At 55.7% G+C, this 16742-nt stretch carries 16 protein-coding genes; 9 read left to right on the forward strand and 7 right to left on the reverse strand.

What is annotated here, in order from left to right:
* Positions 1 to 176 precede the first annotated feature (176 nt).
* From FJ418_RS22885 to FJ418_RS22900, 4 genes are read left to right on the forward strand one after another with little or no spacing between them, the layout of a single operon-like run.
* Positions 177 to 1307 (forward strand): DegT/DnrJ/EryC1/StrS family aminotransferase, encoded by a 1131-nt coding sequence (locus FJ418_RS22885; RefSeq protein WP_140869485.1) that lies wholly within the window; start codon positions 177 to 179, stop codon positions 1305 to 1307.
* A complete protein-coding gene (locus tag FJ418_RS22890; protein WP_210243163.1) occupies positions 1304 to 2242 on the forward strand; it encodes a glycosyltransferase family 2 protein in 939 nt (312 codons plus the stop codon). Before FJ418_RS22885 ends, FJ418_RS22890 begins: the two co-directional genes overlap by 4 nt.
* A complete protein-coding gene (locus tag FJ418_RS22895) occupies positions 2239 to 3189 on the forward strand; it encodes a WxcM-like domain-containing protein (protein ID WP_140869491.1) in 951 nt (316 codons plus the stop codon). The genes FJ418_RS22890 and FJ418_RS22895 overlap by 4 nt, the downstream gene beginning before the upstream one ends.
* A complete protein-coding gene (locus FJ418_RS22900; protein ID WP_181167057.1) occupies positions 3179 to 3559 on the forward strand; it encodes a GtrA family protein in 381 nt (126 codons plus the stop codon). The genes FJ418_RS22895 and FJ418_RS22900 overlap by 11 nt, the downstream gene beginning before the upstream one ends.
* Before the next feature lie 44 nt (positions 3560 to 3603).
* Here FJ418_RS22900 and FJ418_RS22905 read toward each other — a convergent pair whose 3' ends face one another.
* Entirely contained in the window at positions 3604 to 5835 is a 2232-nt protein-coding gene (locus tag FJ418_RS22905; RefSeq protein WP_140869497.1) for a rhamnan synthesis F family protein, read from the reverse strand.
* 293 nt (positions 5836 to 6128) lie between these two features.
* On the opposite strand from FJ418_RS22905, the gene FJ418_RS22910 reads away from it, so the two are divergent.
* The 5 genes from FJ418_RS22910 (at position 6129) to FJ418_RS22930 (ending at position 10738) form a co-directional block, all read left to right on the forward strand.
* A complete protein-coding gene (locus FJ418_RS22910) occupies positions 6129 to 6944 on the forward strand; it encodes an ABC transporter permease (protein WP_246683179.1) in 816 nt (271 codons plus the stop codon).
* A 3-nt stretch (positions 6945 to 6947) separates the two neighbouring features.
* Positions 6948 to 7691, forward strand: coding sequence for an ABC transporter ATP-binding protein (locus FJ418_RS22915; RefSeq protein WP_095766812.1), 744 nt, complete (start codon positions 6948 to 6950; stop codon positions 7689 to 7691).
* 33 nt (positions 7692 to 7724) lie between these two features.
* Complete coding sequence (locus FJ418_RS22920; protein WP_140869503.1) at positions 7725 to 8477, forward strand: class I SAM-dependent methyltransferase; 753 nt, start codon at positions 7725 to 7727, stop codon at positions 8475 to 8477.
* Between the two features lie 333 nt (positions 8478 to 8810).
* Complete coding sequence (locus FJ418_RS22925) at positions 8811 to 9542, forward strand: hypothetical protein (protein ID WP_140869506.1); 732 nt, start codon at positions 8811 to 8813, stop codon at positions 9540 to 9542.
* Positions 9539 to 10738 carry a glycosyltransferase family 61 protein gene (locus FJ418_RS22930; RefSeq protein WP_140869509.1) on the forward strand — a complete coding sequence of 400 codons (1200 nt, stop codon included), beginning with the start codon at positions 9539 to 9541 and terminating at the stop codon, positions 10736 to 10738. The genes FJ418_RS22925 and FJ418_RS22930 overlap by 4 nt, the downstream gene beginning before the upstream one ends.
* 41 nt (positions 10739 to 10779) lie before the next feature.
* On the opposite strand, the gene FJ418_RS22935 is transcribed toward FJ418_RS22930, so the two are convergent.
* From FJ418_RS22935 to rfbA, 6 genes are read right to left on the reverse strand one after another with little or no spacing between them, the layout of a single operon-like run.
* On the reverse strand, positions 10780 to 11676 hold the full coding sequence (locus tag FJ418_RS22935; RefSeq protein ID WP_140869511.1) for an NAD-dependent epimerase/dehydratase family protein: 897 nt from the start codon (positions 11674 to 11676) through the stop codon (positions 10780 to 10782).
* On the reverse strand, positions 11673 to 13166 hold the full coding sequence (locus tag FJ418_RS22940; protein WP_181167058.1) for a glycosyltransferase family 4 protein: 1494 nt from the start codon (positions 13164 to 13166) through the stop codon (positions 11673 to 11675). The genes FJ418_RS22935 and FJ418_RS22940 overlap by 4 nt, the downstream gene beginning before the upstream one ends.
* A gap of 57 nt (positions 13167 to 13223) precedes the next feature.
* On the reverse strand, positions 13224 to 14105 hold the full coding sequence (gene rfbD / locus FJ418_RS22945) for a dTDP-4-dehydrorhamnose reductase (protein ID WP_140869516.1): 882 nt from the start codon (positions 14103 to 14105) through the stop codon (positions 13224 to 13226).
* Positions 14102 to 15271 (reverse strand): dTDP-glucose 4,6-dehydratase, encoded by a 1170-nt coding sequence (gene rfbB / locus FJ418_RS22950; RefSeq protein WP_246683181.1) that lies wholly within the window; start codon positions 15269 to 15271, stop codon positions 14102 to 14104. The genes rfbD and rfbB overlap by 4 nt, the downstream gene beginning before the upstream one ends.
* 14 nt (positions 15272 to 15285) lie before the next feature.
* The gene (gene rfbC / locus FJ418_RS22955) at positions 15286 to 15840 is read right to left on the reverse strand and encodes a dTDP-4-dehydrorhamnose 3,5-epimerase (RefSeq protein ID WP_140869519.1); all 555 of its coding nucleotides are present in this window, start codon (positions 15838 to 15840) and stop codon (positions 15286 to 15288) included.
* Positions 15833 to 16723: a glucose-1-phosphate thymidylyltransferase RfbA gene (gene rfbA, locus FJ418_RS22960; RefSeq protein ID WP_140869521.1), complete on the reverse strand. Its 891-nt coding sequence runs from the start codon at positions 16721 to 16723 to the stop codon at positions 15833 to 15835. Before rfbA ends, rfbC begins: the two co-directional genes overlap by 8 nt.
* Positions 16724 to 16742: the final 19 nt, after the last annotated feature.

Raw genomic sequence — 16742 nt, forward strand, 5'->3', positions numbered from 1 at the left:
TGACGCCAGCCTGTCGCGACCGAGCCGGAATCTCAACAGTTGTGCCTTGTGATTCCGGCTTTCCGCTGTTTCCGCGATGCAAGTATTCTTAACTGAGTCATGTCAGAATCATCTGAATTTCCGAATGTTTGCCGGCGAACACGCCGGAACGAACAAGACACGCCGTCGAGTTGTTGATGACGAAGCCGAATGCCGTTCCGATGAATGATCTCAAGCGTCTGTACCAGCGCTATGAGGTTGAAATCGCGCGCGAAGTGGCAAGCACGCTGCGGTCCGGATGGTGGCTCAACGGCGCGGCAGGGAAGCGATTCGCAGCGAACTTTGCGACGTTTGCAGGAGCCTCGGATTGCATCCTCGTCGCGAACGGAACGGACGCCCTTGAACTCGCTTTACGCTCTATCGTCGGGCTTGACGATGCGCATGGACGCGAGGTGATCGTGGCGGCGAACGCCGGGGGATATGCCAGTTGCGCGTGCTGGCACAACGACCTCATTCCACACTACGTCGACATCGAACCAGCCAGCCAACTTGCAAGCGTCCAATCGGTGCTGGAAGCGGTGAGTACCGACACGGCTGCGATTGTCGCTACCCATCTTTACGGCGGCGTGGTCGATGTACCCGCCATGCGAGCAGGACTTGCCGATGCCGGCATGTCGCACATACCGGTCATCGAGGATTGTGCCCAGGCACATGGTGCTCGCATCAGGGGTCAAACGGCTGGATCACTTGGGGATATCGCCACTTTCAGCTTCTATCCGACCAAAAATCTCGGCGCGATGGGTGACGGCGGCGCAGTCCTCACCTCCAACCCAAAGCTGGCGGACCGCGTTCGTCAGCTTCATCAGTATGGCTGGAGTTCCAAATATCATGTGGCCCTGCCGGGAGGGCGCAACTCTCGCATGGACGAGGTCCAGGCCGCGATTTTGGATATACTCCTTCCGGACTTGAACAGCCGCAACGAACAACGCCGGGCCATCCTTGGCCGATTTAAGGCTGTTACCGGGCGCCGGCTTAAATTCCTCGACGGCGGCAACGGCGCCGTCGCACACTTGGCGGTCCTGCTGTGTGACGACCGGGACGCATTCCGCACCTTCATGAAGGAGCGCGGCGTCGATACCGATGTCCACTATCCCGTGCTCGATTGCGATCAGGTTGGTTGGGCTGCCCTGCCCATGAAAGGGACCGAAAATCTTGCGATCTCCAGGGCAAGCATCAGTCGTCTCTGTTCCGTTCCGTGCTATCCGGACATGACGAATGATGAGGCCGAGCAAGTGTGCAGGGCCCTCAGCGCATGGGAGGCAATGTGACTGCGCGCTCTCTTGTTTTTCCCATTTACCGCAATGAGCCGAACATCCCTTCCCTGTTGCAGGCCGTCGCCAAATTCGACGCCCTGTATGAGGGCGACATCGAGTTTGTCTTCGTCATCGATGGATCGCCCGATCAGTCGGGTGGTCTGCTGGTCAGGGCTTTGAAGGACGCCAGCTACAAGTACAAGATCATCTTTCACAGCCGGAATTTTGGCTCCTTCACGGCCATTCGGACGGGGCTCGAACACGCGTCCGGCAAACATGTGGCCGCGATGGCTGCCGACCTGCAGGAGCCGCCCGAGCTCATTGTCGAATTCTTTTCGATGCTGGAAAAGGACACGGTCGACGTCGTGTTTGGCCGCAGAACCGGCCGCGATGACCCCCTTCTGACACGTTTCCTGTCCCGGGCCTTCTGGAGCGTTTACCGCAGGCTGATCTTGCCCAGCATGCCGAGCGGCGGGGTCGATATATTTGCCTGCAACCGCCAGGCGCTCGATGCGATCCTGTCAATCGAGGAGCCAAACAGCTCGCTTGTGGTTCAGCTGTTCTGGGTTGGGTTCAGGCGGGAGTTCGTGCCTTACCGGCGGCGCGAGCGGGAGCATGGGAAGAGTGCCTGGGGCATTGGGCGCCGGCTCAGATATATGATGGATTCGGTCTTCTCGTTTTCCGATTTTCCGATCGTTTTCATACTCTGGGTAGGCATTGCGGGCTGCGTGCTCAGTCTTGTGTTTGCCGTGATCACCGTCGTCGCCCGCTTGCTGGGCAAGATCGATCCGGCCGGATACACGACCCTGGTGCTGCTGATCGTGGGCTTTGGATCAGCGATCCTCGCGGTGCAAGGCATCCTTGGCTGTTATCTTTGGCGGGCGGTTGAAAATACCAAATCGCGCCCGTTGCGGATAATAAGCCGCATTGTTGACGGGACGTCCGCATGAACGACAAACCATTTTTCGTCCATGACCGCGGGATCTGCGAAAGCACGCGCGTCGGCAATGGCACACGCGTATGGGCGTTTGCTCATGTCCTCCCAGGCGCCGTGATCGGCGCGAACTGCAACATCTGCGATCATGTCTTCATCGAAAATGACGTGAGCGTCGGCGATGACGTCACGATAAAAAGCGGCGTTCAGCTATGGGACGGCGTCCGGCTGGGCAATCGCGTGTTCGTCGGCCCGAATGCGACCTTCACCAACGACCGCTTCCCGCGTTCGAAACACTATCCGGAGCAGTTTCTCCAGACGGTCGTCGAGGACGGCGCGTCGGTCGGCGCCAACGCAACGATCCTGCCGGGCATAACGATCGGCCGCCAGGCGATGATCGGCGCCGGCGCCGTGGTGACCAAGAACGTGCCGGCAAACGCCGTGGTGGTTGGAAATCCGGCCGTCATTGTCGGCTATCAGACCGGCCCGCAGGTCGAGCCTGTGATGACGCAAGCAGCCCCCGGCGCTGCGGGCGACAGGATGGCGCTGGGCGTCGGCGGATGCGAGCTCTGGCGGTTGCCGCACTTCAGCGACCTTCGCGGCGAACTGGCCCCGCTCGAGTTCGGACACAACCTGCCTTTCAAGCCCTTGCGCTCGTTTCTCGTTTACGGCGTTCGTTCCGACAAGGTCAGGGGCGAGCATGCACACCGCCAGTGCCAGCAATTCCTGATTGCCACCCATGGCCGCCTGTCGGTGGTCGTCGATGACGGTCACGACAGAAAGGAAGTGTCGCTGGCAGATCCCTCGGTCGGGCTCTATCTGCCGCCCGGCGTGTGGGGCATCCAGTACAAGTTCCAGCCGGACACGGTCTTGCTCGTCATGGCCTCGCATCCCTATGACGCAAGCGATTATATCAGGGACTATTCGGATTTCCTCGCGACGGTCGGGCCGGATGACCGCTGACCGGATAGGCTCGGATGCAATCCGTTTTCTTGCGGCGGGAGGACTGAACACCGCGCTGACGAGCGCTGTCTACTTTGCCGGCCTGACGATCCTGTCGCCTGGCGTTTCCTACACGATTGCCTGGCTGGCAGGCCTCGCATTCGTGATGGTGTTCTATCCGGACCGCGTCTTTCCTGGCGGGCGCACCGGCTTGCCGGACCGGCTGGCGGTCGGCGGCTCGGTCGTCGCGGTGTTTGTGGCAGGCTTGGTAAGCCTTCATCTTCTCGAGCGAGCGCTGCAAAGCCGAGGGGCGGCGTTCTTTGCAACGCTTGTCGTCACGACAATGCTCAATTTCCTGGTTTCTCGATGGATACTGCGCAGACGATGCTGACACGCCCCTCCTGATCCGGGCGGCGTTGTCGGTGGCGTAATCAACTATCTGGGCGATCGATTCGCAAGAAGCGCCGCCAACTTCCTCGGTTCATATTTTATGCCAACGAATGGAAGCTCGAAGATCTCCCTCTGCTCTCCCATCCGACCGATCTTCTCTTCTGCAAGCTTTACGGATCGTTCGATAGCCAGCGCAAGGGAATCGGGTGTCACCTGGTCAAGAGCTACAAAATTGTCACTCCGGTTGAAAATTTTTTTCGCATCGTAATTATTCGAGATCGTGGTCAGGCCGGAATAGGCCATCTCCAAAGGCGGATAGCTAGGGTGTGGCGAAATCATTAGGGAAATGCCGACACTCGACCGGCTCAGATATCCGGCATACTCCTCAAGGCTGACTTTTCCAGGAACGGATCCATTTTGAATTGGCCAAATCCTGCTCGCATCAAAATTCTCCCCCAAGAAGACGACTTGCCACTTACTCGCTTCAATCGGGTTCCTTTGCTGCCACAGCGATAGCCCATCTACAACTATCTCAAAGCAATTTCTGGCTGCGGTCGGTCTGCCGTAACAAAGGATGATCCTCTCTTTTGGCAATGGCCTTACACCGCGCTTGATCGTCTCATTCATGCGGAACGGGACAACCATTTGGTCGGTACGTCCAAATCTCTGGCTCATGTAAGTGGAGAGCTCTTCCGAATTAACCAGCCAAGCCACCTTATCGTCAAAGCCATATGTCGATTCCGCAATCGCCCAACGCGAAGACCATTGGATGAAGTTCGATTCATAGTCTTGGATGAAATACACAGCCTTGGAGCGCGACCCAAACGCCTTCTCCTGGAATTGCCCGATCGACGCGCGCAGATATTCGGACCACCACGCGGTTGAGTTGTACACATCGTCTCTGCGCACATCCATGCTCCGGGTGCGGTTGAATGCCTCGAAAATGACTGGCTGACCGTCGCTTGAATTCAGTGCATATCCTTGAAAATTACGAAGGTGATGTGGCTCGACAGGAGAGTCGAGGACAACAATTCTCTTGTCGAAGTCGGATAGCTGGGCAGACAGTTCGTCGAACGTCTTCAGGGCTGTCGAGATTCCACCAAAAACCCATAGAGGGTCTATCGTCGGCAGGAGTAGGTTGATTCTCGGCCTGGGATTGTTTGATTTTGCCAACCTCAAGGGACGGAGTTCGGCGTATTCTCTGCCCATTGAAAGATCTGACCGCCCAGGTTCTTCGAAAAGAGGCAGGTAAACCTTTTCCAGGATTCGTGAATCCTCAGGCTTTTCAACGGTGAGTATCCCTCGTGACCGAAGGTCCGCGCTGTTTTGGACTTTGAGCCAGTGAAACCCGGCGCATTCGGCGAAATGGAGGTAACTTCGCTCGATCGCATGCGCCAATGTGCCATCGACCTGACCGGCCTCGATCGGGAAATCGTCGAACGTCAAGCCCAGATCGAGGAGCGGCTTTAAGGCTGCGGACCTGCCCCAGAACATCGATCCGGATGGAAATTCCAAAAGGCTATCCTTACTGAGACTCCAATGAACTTTCGCCAGAAGAGCTTGCGCGGCTTGGAAATCGAACCCCCAGTTGAGCATTCCGCGTATCGGGTAGAAGTGCTGAGGATACACAACGCCCAGATTATGATCGGCGGAAAACAAGGCCAAAATCGATCTCACCACCTCCTTTGAGCCAATCAGATTCTGAAGCAGGTATTCTCGCCAGCCTCCGAGCGACGACAAGTGCGGAGACTTCTTCGTGTGCAAATGGAGGAATATCTCATGCCTGTCGTATACGTCGCGGAACCCAACAATTTTTGGCGCAATGTCTCGACCTTTATTCGCGAAAACGCGTACTTCTACATCACTGATTCCGTTATCCGAGCAGATACCCAATATGATTTTCTTTTTAGTTTCATCCGACGTTGAAACATAAAGGTAAAATCTCTGCTCGATATTTTTCAAATACGAAATTATTTCTTGAAAAACATCCGTATAGAACGCATGGACAATCACCGCTATGTTGTCCTGCAAGGCAACGTCTGCCGTGTTCGGAAAGGGTATCCGAAGCGCTACGTCGTCTTCAGGGAGGGGGCGCCGCGCATTCGTCGCGCCCTCCTTGTTAAAAAATGCAAAAGCTGAGCTGAGAGTGGGATTTTTGATCCGAAAAAAGAGACGTCTCTTCGCAAGGAAACGAAACGTCCTCACCCCGGCAGACTGCAGCCCTTCGGTCTTGAGGATGTGGATGCCGCGGGTTACCAATGGGAGCGCCCTGCGCATTTTGCCCCTTCTTACTGGATGACGGTTTTGGGGAATCGCTCGTGAGTTACGTCCTCCACCACGGCATGAGAGCCGTCAAGTCCTGCTGGCATACAGCAGATGCCGAGCGCGCCCAAACCGGTCCCGCGCTGGAGGCTGGGCAGGTCGGGTGATCTATACCGCGAAGCAGGTGCTGTCATTCCGGTTTGCCTGTTGCTGCGCACATTGGTCGCGGGCGCTTCGCCGGCGGCCTGGCTTCCTATTCCGACACAAATGATCTATTCGCTGCCGGCTGAACGTCGATGAGGAATCCATTGGTTCGACCTGCCGAAACCAGAACAAGAACCCAGGATGCGCTGCATGACATTGTTGAAGCGCTCGAAAAGTATCACCTTGCGACGACGTTCGGGTGGCAGGACGTAGCCCAGCGCTACCGCAGATCGCGTGTCGGGGCTTTTTGGCTCACGATCAACATGGGCGTGCTTATCGGCGCCTTGGGGCTGATATTCGGAAACCTGTTCAGGTCTCCAATGCAGGACTATCTCCCGTTCATCTGCAGCGGCGTAATTATTTGGGGCTTCATCTCATCCTGTCTCAATGAAGGCTGCACAAGCTTCATCAGCTCAGAGGGAATTATTCTTCAAGTTCGCATGCCGTTGTTCACACATTTATTGAGAACGATGTGGCGTAATATGATCATATTCGGCCACAATGTTGTAATCTTCCCAATTTTGATTTTAATTTTAGGGCTCGGCTTCCCCCCTTACGCCATGCTTTCGATCCTTGGATTCCTTCTGGTCTCTCTAAACTTGCTCTGGATGATGCTTGTTCTAGGAATAATCTGCGCTAGATACCGTGATATCACTCAGGTTCTGCAAAATTTTCTGCAGGTACTTTTTTATATCACGCCCATCATGTGGCAGATCAAAACCCTTCCGCAGGGCGCGTCTCGTTATCTATTTGATCTCAACCCATTTTATCATTTGGTGACGATCGTGCGCGAGCCACTGCTCGGTGAGGCGCCGGCACCGCTGAGTTGGGGCGTGGTTGTTGCCATGATGGCATTTGGTTGGGTATTTGCGATCTGGTTTTTTGGTCGCTATCGTCGACGCATTGCCTACTGGCTTTAAAAAATGTCCCACGTCCATCTCGACAACGTCTCTGTAGCGTTTCCCGTTTACAACGCAGCGAGCCGCTCGTTCAAAAATCGCGTCCTGAGCGTTGCAACGGGCGGAGCCATCGAGCGCCTTCACGACGGGAATATCGTCGTGAAGGGGCTTGAGAATATCAATCTCGAGATCAGAGAAGGAGAGCGGGTCGGCCTGATAGGACACAATGGTTCGGGCAAGACAACGCTGCTACGTGTTCTATCTGGAATTTACGCACCTACTTCCGGTATTGCCGTTATCGACGGTGAGTGCGTGTCCCTGATCAACATCAGTCTTGGCATAGATCCCGAGGCGACCGGCCGAGAGAACATTCGCTTGCGAGCCGCGATGATGGGATTCACGCCGGCTGAACTGCGCGAAAGGCTCGACGAAATTACCGAGTTCTCGGGACTTGGGGATTTTTTGGACATGCCTTTCCGCACATACTCATCCGGTATGCAACTGAGATTGGCGTTCGCGACATCAACGTCGATCCGACCGGAAATCCTCATTATGGATGAGTGGCTTTCAACCGGTGACGAAGATTTCAAGGAACGCGCTAATAGACGCCTGCACGAGATTGTGAGTTCGACAAAGATTCTGGTTCTGGCGAGTCACTCTAGAGAACTGTTGCTGCAAAATTGCAACCGCATCGTTTGGCTGGAGCACGGGCACGTGCGGGCGGATGGGCCAGCACGGGATGTAGCAGCTCAATATTTCGGTGGTTAGTTAGTGATTTAGCGAAAAGAGATGGACCAAACCATGAGCGCCTCCACAAATGCGAGTTTAGATTTCGGGCACAGAGTGACTGGACTGATTTACCATGAATTTCTGAGAAATATGCAGGAGCACGTGAAGCCAAAGAGCTATTTCGAGATCGGAACTCTACATGGCATCACCCTTGCGAATGCGAAATGCGCATCGATCGCTGTTGATCCTGTTTTTCGAATTCAAACAGACGTTGTGGGTGAAAAACCGGTATGCCACCTGTACCAGCAGACGAGCGACGAGTTCTTTGCCAAACACAGCCTATCCGAGATATTTGGCGAGCCGGTCGACTTTGCTTTCTTGGATGGAATGCATCTCTTTGAATTCCTGTTAAGAGACTTTATAAATACTGAAAAATACTGCAAAAAAAATTCGATCATCGCGCTTCATGACTGCCTTCCTTTGGACAATTACATGACGCTGAGGTCGCAAGACGATCCTCTCTGGTTAAATACAAAGTACACAGGTTATTGGACGGGCGACGTCTGGAAAATCGTCCCGGTGCTGAAGAAATTTCGGCCAGACCTGGCAATTACGATCTTGGATTGCGTTGGTACAGGCTTGGTGCTCGTAACCAATCTCGATCCAAACAGCACTATCCTTGCCGATAATTGCCAAGCGCTCATCGAGGAGCACGCATACGATTTTGATGCTGATCGGCTTGATGCGTACTGGAACAGCGTGACCATAACGCCCGCGGAAAGCCTTTTGGACAGCACGTCGTTAGCCGCGAAGTTTCGACTCTAGATCAATGCCAAGCCGGCCGGAATTCGGCGGACTCTTGATGGCACAGGATCGTTCGCCGAATGCTGAGATTGGGAGAACGTTGGTTTCGTTTAGCCCTGGGCACGATGAACCGACGGGGAGTAATCCAGATTTACCAAATCCCGTACGCGGACATTGGAGGCGTGCCGTACCCGTTTCAACGCGTTGCTTGTCACCGGAGATCTCCGACCACGGTGAGAACCACCCTTTTTATCCACGCAGACGCTGGAAATCCTCGCCACTCAGCGCCCGCAATCTTTCAACCAGTTGGTTAGCTGCGCACAATCAGGTTTGTATCGATTCGTGAGGGGCTCAATGTTCTCGATTGGCAACTTATTGGCGCGACTTATGATGACACAACCAGAAGCAGCCACAATGCAATCCAACAGCCTGCAATCGGATGCAAAACGAATTTTCATCAGCGGCACCGGTCGGGCTGGCACAACCTACCTCGTCCAACTTTTGACAAAACTCGGACTTGATACAGGAACATGGACCGATGACGAATACTTCCCAAATGCACGCGCCGGCTTAGAAAGACACATATTCGACCTAGATGCACCTAGAATAGTCAAAAGTCCTTTTCTCTGCGAGCAGGTCGATGCGGTTCTCGCCGCCGGCATGGCCATCGATCACGTCATTATACCAATCAGGCGACTAGAGGACGCTGCAGCGAGCCGGATTCTTGTCCAGCAAGCTAACCCTGGGGAGAATGTCAAAGGTGGCTTGTGGGAGACCGAGACCGCCGAAGGCCAGGTCGATGTTCTACGAAGAAAACTGACTAGTCTAATAGAGGCTTTGGTTCGGCACGATATACCGATGACGCTCATCTCTTTTCCGAGAAGCGCCACAGATGCCTCTTATCTGTATAGAAAGCTCTCGCCGCTGATTCCAAATGTGGAAGAGGCTTTCTTCCATCGCGTTTTTGTCGAAGTTGCGAAGCCAGAGTTAATACACGATTTTTCCGCAGCCAACGCAATAGGCAGCCGCGAATTGAGAGATGGCAAAGGTACGGAGCCATCTATCCTTTCTGGAGGATTTCAATGATCTGGCCGTTTAGTCGAACGAGAACGGACCCGAAGTCCAAATTGATGTTTCAAGATCTTACTTATCGCGACCCCTTGGAACTCACCCGAGTTGACCTTGGTGATCTCGAAACGTCGGCGAACAGCGTGTGGGTTGAGCGGGAAGCAGGTCCGTATCCGGCTCCGCACACCGTTCCCGCCTTCTATGACCGCACGCCTGGTGGCATCACCAACATGACGTTCGGCATGCCAGCGGTCAGGCCAGCAGTTTTCATCGCAACCTTAGATGACGTTCTTCTGACAGGCACCCGCGGGCTTGTAACAAGCGACGGTCGATACTGCTTCGACGAGAATTTTCCGACGCTGGACATTCAAGAGATGGAGACATCAAGGCTCGGGCAGCCGGAATTCCATCTCAACCAATGGATGGGCTTCTCCTCCACGGATCGAGCCGGTGTCTATCAACTCGTCGAAGAAAAGCCCATCATTGAAATAGACGAACCTGTTGCCCTGCTATCTTCAGCCGAAGGACCGAATTTCGGAGCCTTTATCTATCGGATGTTGCCGAAGGTAGCCGCTTTGGCCCGCATGGACAAAAGCATAAAGATTTTAGCACCGCTATATCATGAAACGTTCCGGCAGTTTCTTATCGCGGCCGGGATCGACGATTCTCGTATTATTCCGCATTGGTTAGTCGACCACTGGTATCGCCTAAAGCGCGTCTATGTGCCAAGCATACGGAATCGCGATGTATGGTTCGATGATGAGACGATCGGTCTTTTCGATAGTATGCGGATGCGACATGGCTGTCGGCGCAGCGACCGCAAAGTTTATCTTTCTCGGAAAGCGATCGAAGGCCATCCGCGCAAAATGGTGAATGAGCCCGAGTTGATCGATGCGCTTATCGCACGAGGGTTCGAAGTCATCCTGCCAGAACAGATGACTGCAATAGACCAAATAGGAATATTCTCGTCTGCTGAGACGATTGTTTCCGCTGCTGGTTCAGCAATCTACAACGCTGCTTTTTGTTATCCAGGAGCCCGTTTTATCGATATAGAAAGCGAGCCTCATTGGATTAATGGTCACGTTCGGATATTCGCCTCGCGAGGGCTAAACTATGGCGTATACGAAGGCTTAGCCCTCGATACCAGCGGTAAACCGCATGTGCCTTTTAACGTAGACGTGCCCGGACTGATAAGTAGGTTGGATACTTTCTAACCAACGGCCGACGACAAAGAGCTGTATAACTGACCACAAATTTAACAGATCAGAGGCAGGACAAGCTCTTCAATAATTTCAGAGAGATTTCTTCTCGGGCGCCAGCCAAGGGTATCGGCGATCAATTTGCAGGATAGCACATTCGATCGAACATCCACATAACGAGATGGCCGGTATGTGGTATCTATCTTCCTCGACGACACACGCTCAATAAGAGATATAACTTCATTTATACTTGTTCCAACGCCAGTACCAACGTTAAAAATCTTGTTGTGCGCAAGAGTATTATTCACACTCATGGTAATTGACTCAGCAAGGTCTTCGACGTGAAAATAATCTCTGACGACGGAGCCATCCCCCCAGATTTCCAGTTTGGATCCTGTCATTGCCGCATGCACCGCATTCTTAACAAATCCCACCCGTCCGACATCCTGATCTACGCCGACGGGATTACCGGGACGTAGGATCGTCCATGGGATATCCAATTCGTTCAGCGCCGTTTGCAACATGATCTCGACCATAAGCTTACCAGCACCATAGAAGCTTATCGGTTTGGTCGGATGATGCTCATCGATCATCGTTCCGGCTTGTTGGCCATAGACGGTTCCGCCAGACGACACGAAGACAACGTGCCTGATCGATGACGAGGGTACGACCTCAAGAAAGCGCGCATAAGGCAGCAGATTGTGCACGACCTCGGATTCAGCCCGATTGGCAAATGATCCTGGACTCGACTGGCTAACCAGCAATATGACTGTCGACACGCCCGCCAGATGGTCGCGGTAGGACACGGGATTTTCAAACTCGACAGGTATTGCGGATGCGTCTTCCAAATTTACCTTATGGCAGAATTTCTTATAAGTAACTTCGCTAGAATCGAGTAGTTTTACAAGGTGCCTGCCGATAAAGCCAGTACTCCCGAATATTGCAATAGTCATGAGCTCGGAGACCTCGCCAGAGTAATACTCCTCCCTAAAACATCGAGCTTAGTTACATACGCTTTCATATCAAAACGCTGATTGGCGACCCGTTCCATCGCCGCTTTTTTCCTGTCCATCCACAATTGGTCAGATGCCATTCTGATGAAAACATCCGCGGCGGCCGATGCGTCCAGGTAGGGCACCACGAGTTGCTTTGCGTCCGCATCGTTCGACATGATCTCAGCCATGCCGCTACCGTTCTCAAAGCAAACTAGAGGTAAACCGCGAGAAACGGCTTCAATGCTGACATTAGGTAGCGGATCGAGTCGCGAACTTAAAAAAAACGCGTCGGCACTTGCATATGCCCAGTCGAGATCAGGAACCGCCTCAAGAAATTCGACAATTTCGGTCACGCCGGAGCGAGCTACCTGCTCGTTTAAAAATTCCTTCAACTCGTACCCACTGCCATGCACACTGCCGATCCAAACGAATCTCAGTTTGATCTTGGGGGCCTTTCTCTTCGCGGTCGCGGCCGCAGATACAAACAAATCCACTCCTTTTCGCCATTCGAGTGTGCCTACACCGATTACGACAAAATCGGCACCACTACGAAATTCTGCTAGGGCACTCACGCCCCTTTTAGGGGCGTGCTTGGTGTGCGGCACTTCCGATCTCCCTTGTGCTATGATGTGCGACGGCCGCATCTTGAGTGACGGGAATTTTTCAAAAGAGGACCGGCGTACGACCTCTGCTGGGAAAACAAGCTCGGACAAATTTTGCATCGTTTTGGCGATCTCCCGCATGTGGATGGCGAAGGTCGCGAACTCGTGCACCAGCCCTATGACAGGAACTCCAAGCTTAAAAAACTCGTTTGCAAGGGGAAAAGTTATTATGCTATTGGCCAAAATGTAATCTGGCCTAAACCGCGAAAGAGCTGATTTAGCAATAGATTGAAACTGCGCCTCGTCGTTATGACTTATACCATCAAAAGAGATAACAATATCGAATTCATCGGTGAATTTATCAGCTAGATCCCCGGACGAAAGTGATACAACTACTATATTGTATTCAAAATTCTTCTTGAGGTAACGACCGATGTTCCAGCCGAGTATCGGAGCACCGGTTCTGGACAATTCGTGCACCAGAAGCAGAATCGTACGCTTTGTCTGATCAAGAGCGACTTCAGCGGTCTCAAATTCCTCCGTTTGTGGCCGGCCTAGTCGTCCTTCCTGGACGCCATGAGTAACAAAATGTGACAATAGGTTGCGCCCACTCGACGCGACATCTGGATAGCGGCTGCCGTAAAAGCTCGGGTCGAACTTTTTGGAGGGCCTGAGCCCCAATTTTTCGCCAACTGATACATAGTGAGTAATAAGGTCTCCTGGTGGCCCTCTTTCACCAAGTTGAGCAAGATAGTACCCGTCGTCGAAAATCCCGCTTTGGCGAACGATCCTTGTGTGTTTCCACAAAGAAATTCTCTTTCGGAGAAGGTTCACGATTTCATTCACTGGTGCCCCCAATATCGGATGTTCGCTTCGCGAAGCACTACTCGACATTACACTTCGTCAACCTGGTAGAAGCCGCCGGACCACAGCTTCCGCCGACCTTTGCCATTCCGGTATCTCGCTGAATGTGGATGCGAACTTTTCGGTCAAAAGCCGCGAATTTTGCGGGCGCCTGGCCTTGGTCGGATAATCTGCCGTCGCGATATCGCGCACGCTCGCGTGCGGGCCACCAAACGCCCGGCTTGTGTCGAGGATGTGACGGGCAAAGCCGCTCCAGTTGGTGTCGCCCTCGCCCGCCAGATGGTAGACGCCGAAGGCGGCAAAATTCCTGTCGTCCCGCAGCTTCGCCGCCGCATGCAGGATGGCGTCGGCAATGTCGAGCGCGGATGTCGGATTGCCCCACTGGTCGGCGACGACCGATATCTCGTCGCGATCGGCGGCGAGGCGCAGCATCGTCTTGACGAAATTCCTGCCGAAGGGGCTGTAGACCCAGGCGGTGCGCAGGATGAGGTGGCGCGGGTTGGCCGCCGCCACAGCCTCTTCGCCGGCGAGCTTGGAGGCGCCGTAGACGCCGAGCGGGGCGGTCGGGTCGGTTTCGACATAGGCGCCGTTCTTGGTGCCGTCGAACACATAGTCGGTCGACAGATGGATGACGGGCACGCCGAGCCTTGCCGCGGCTTCGGCCACCTTGCCGGCGCCGGTGGCGTTCACGGCGAAGGCCAGATCCTTCTCGTCCTCGGCCTGGTCCACGGCGGTGTAGGCGGCGGCGGAAACGACGATGTCGGGCCTTGCCGCTTCAAGGGCTGCGAACACCGTGTCTGGCCGCGCCAGGTCGAGCGCCGGCCGGCCGACGGCGACGACCTCGACATCGTCGCGGCCCCGCGCCGCCTCGACCAGGCTTGCGGCGACTTGGCCCTCGCGTCCGGTGACGGCAAGCCTCACGTGGTCACCTTCCTGCTCTCGGCCGCGTTCCCGGCCGAGTTGCTTTCGACCCTTGCATTTTCGATCTGGGCGTTCTCGACCGGGGCGTTTTCGATCGGGCGCTTTTGCGCCGTAGCTCGGCCCAGCCGCGCGCCGTCGTAGCGCTGCTCGCGGATCGGCCCCCACCACCATTTGTTGTCGAGATACCAGTCGACGGTCCTTGCCAGGCCGCTGTCGAAGTCCTCCCGCGGCGCCCAGCCGAGGTCGCGCGCGATCTTGGAGGCGTCGATCGCATAGCGCCGGTCATGGCCGGGGCGGTCGGTGACGAAGGCGATCAGCTCGCGATAGCGCTTGCCGCCGGCGCGCGGCCGCCTCAGGTCGAGAAGATCGCAGATCGCCTCGACGACGCCGAGATTGGTGCGCTCGGAATTGCCGCCGACATTGTAGCTCTCGCCCGGCTGCCCCCTGGTGGCCACCAGTTCAAGGGCCCGCGCGTGGTCCTCGACGAACAGCCAGTCGCGCACATTGGCGCCGGCGCCATAGACGGGCAGTGGCTTCTCGTCGAGCGCGTTGAGGATGACCAGCGGGATCAGCTTTTCCGGGAAATGATAGGGGCCATAATTGTTCGAGCAGTTGGAAAGCACCACCGGCAGGCCATAGGTCTCGTGCCAGGCCCGCACCAGATGGTCGGATGCCGCCTTCGAGGCCGAATAGGGCGAGGACGGCGCGTATGGCGTCTCCTCCACGAACATGCCGCCGTCGAAAGGCAGGTCGCCAAAGACCTCGTCGGTCGAGACATGATGGAAGCGGAAGCCGCCTTGGCGAGTCTCGGACAGACCGCGCCAGTATTCCAGCGCGGCATTCAGGATGCGGTAGGTGCCGACGATGTTGGTCTCGATGAAGGCGCCGGGGCCGTCGATAGAGCGGTCGACATGGCTCTCGGCGGCGAGGTTCATGACGATGTCGATGTCGTCGCGGCGCAAGATCTCCAGCACCGCGCGCTCGTCGCAGATATCAGCCTGCTCGAAGCGGTAGTTGTGCGCGTTCTCGATCGGCCTCAGCGATGCGAGGTTGCCGGCATAGGTCAGCTTGTCGAGATTGGTGACGCGATAGGCCGGATTGGCGCACAGATGCCGGCACACGGCCGAGCCGATGAAGCCGGCGCCTCCGGTGACCAGAAAATTCATGCCGCCATCCCTCCTCACGCGAACACCTCCGCCAGGCCGAGCAAGGGCGCGTTGCGGTCCTTGTCCGAAAGCTGGAAGCCGCCCGCGATCGCCGGCCATTTTATGCCGATCGCCGGGTCGTCGAAACGGATCGAACGGTCATGCTCGGGTGAGTAGGTGTCGGTCACCTTGTAGAGAACCTCGGTATCCGGCACGAGCGTGACGAAACCATGCGCGAAGCCTTGCGGCACCAGGACCTGGTTGCCCTTGTCGGCCGATATCTTCAGCGCTTCCCATTTGCCGAAAGTGGGCGAAGAACGGCGGATGTCGACCGCGACATCGAGCACGCTGCCCCGGATGACGCGCAGCAGCTTGGCTTGCGCGCGCGGCGGCAGCTGGTAATGCAGGCCGCGCAGCACGCCGGCCGCGGCGGAATAGGAGTGATTGTCCTGCACGAAAACGAGATCGATGCCGGCTTCGGCGAAGCGCTCGGCATTCCAGGTCTCGCTGAAAAAGCCGCGCGCATCGCCATGCCGCTTCGGCACGATCTCCAGCACGCCGTCGAGGCCGAGCCGCCTGACCTCAAGCACCGCGCTCCTCCATCAGATCGGCCACCCGCCGGCGCAGATAGGCGGCATATTCGTTCTTGCCGAGCCGCGCGGCGCGATCCAGCACCTTGTCGGCGCTGATCCAGTGCTGCTCCAGCGCAATCTCCTCGGGGCACGCAATCTTGATGCCTTGGCGATGCTCGATCGTGCGCACGAAAGACGATGCCTCGAGCAGGCTGTCATGCGTGCCGGTGTCGAGCCAGGCATAGCCGCGGCCGAGACGGTGGACATGCAGTTCGCCACGCTCGAGATAGACGTTGTTGACCGCCGTGATCTCGAGCTCGCCGCGCGCCGAAGGGCGGATCGTCGAGGCAATGTCGACCACGTTGTTGTCGTAGAAATAAAGACCGGTCACGGCCCAGTTGGACTTCGGCTTTTGCGGCTTCTCCTCGATCGTCAGAGCCTTGCCGGAGGCCTTGTCGAAGGAAACCACGCCATAGCGCTCAGGATCGTCGACATAGTAGGCAAAGACCGAGGCGCCGCCCTCGCGGGTCGCCGCCTCGCGGCAGAGTTGCGACAGGCCGCCGCCAAAATAGATGTTGTCGCCAAGGATCATCGACACGCTGTCCTTGCCAATGAACTCGCGGCCAATGATGAAGGCTTCCGCGAGACCGTTGGGCTGCGGTTGCTCGGCATAGGACAATTCCAGCCCGAATTCGGAACCGTCGCCCAGCAATGCCTGAAAGACCGGCAAGTCGCGCGGAGTCGAGATGATGAGAATCTGGCGAATTCCCGCGAGCATCAGCACGCTCAGCGGGTAATAGATCATCGGCTTGTCGTAGATCGGCAGTATCTGCTTAGAAATCGCTAATGTAAGCGGATAGAGACGTGTTCCGCTGCCGCCCGCAAGGATAATTCCTTTCAACAAGCTCTCCTTGAACTAC

Origin of the sequence: Mesorhizobium sp. B2-8-3 (genome assembly GCF_006440815.1) — a bacterium.
Taxonomy (GTDB): domain Bacteria; phylum Pseudomonadota; class Alphaproteobacteria; order Rhizobiales; family Rhizobiaceae; genus Mesorhizobium.

Bases quoted from the DNA above. Each gene is read 5' to 3' on its own strand.
- FJ418_RS22885 (WP_140869485.1), top strand. From the start codon at position 177: ATGACGAAGCCGAATGCCGTTCCGATGAATGATCTCAAGCGTCTGTAC.
- FJ418_RS22895 (WP_140869491.1), top strand. From the start codon at position 2,239: ATGAACGACAAACCATTTTTCGTCCATGACCGCGGGATCTGCGAAAGC.
- FJ418_RS22900 (WP_181167057.1), top strand. From the start codon at position 3,179: ATGACCGCTGACCGGATAGGCTCGGATGCAATCCGTTTTCTTGCGGCG.
- FJ418_RS22905 (WP_140869497.1), bottom strand. From the start codon at position 5,835: ATGCGCAGGGCGCTCCCATTGGTAACCCGCGGCATCCACATCCTCAAG.
- FJ418_RS22915 (WP_095766812.1), top strand. From the start codon at position 6,948: ATGTCCCACGTCCATCTCGACAACGTCTCTGTAGCGTTTCCCGTTTAC.
- FJ418_RS22920 (WP_140869503.1), top strand. From the start codon at position 7,725: ATGAGCGCCTCCACAAATGCGAGTTTAGATTTCGGGCACAGAGTGACT.
- FJ418_RS22925 (WP_140869506.1), top strand. From the start codon at position 8,811: ATGTTCTCGATTGGCAACTTATTGGCGCGACTTATGATGACACAACCA.
- FJ418_RS22930 (WP_140869509.1), top strand. From the start codon at position 9,539: ATGATCTGGCCGTTTAGTCGAACGAGAACGGACCCGAAGTCCAAATTG.
- FJ418_RS22935 (WP_140869511.1), bottom strand. From the start codon at position 11,676: ATGACTATTGCAATATTCGGGAGTACTGGCTTTATCGGCAGGCACCTT.
- rfbB (WP_246683181.1), bottom strand. From the start codon at position 15,271: ATGAATTTTCTGGTCACCGGAGGCGCCGGCTTCATCGGCTCGGCCGTG.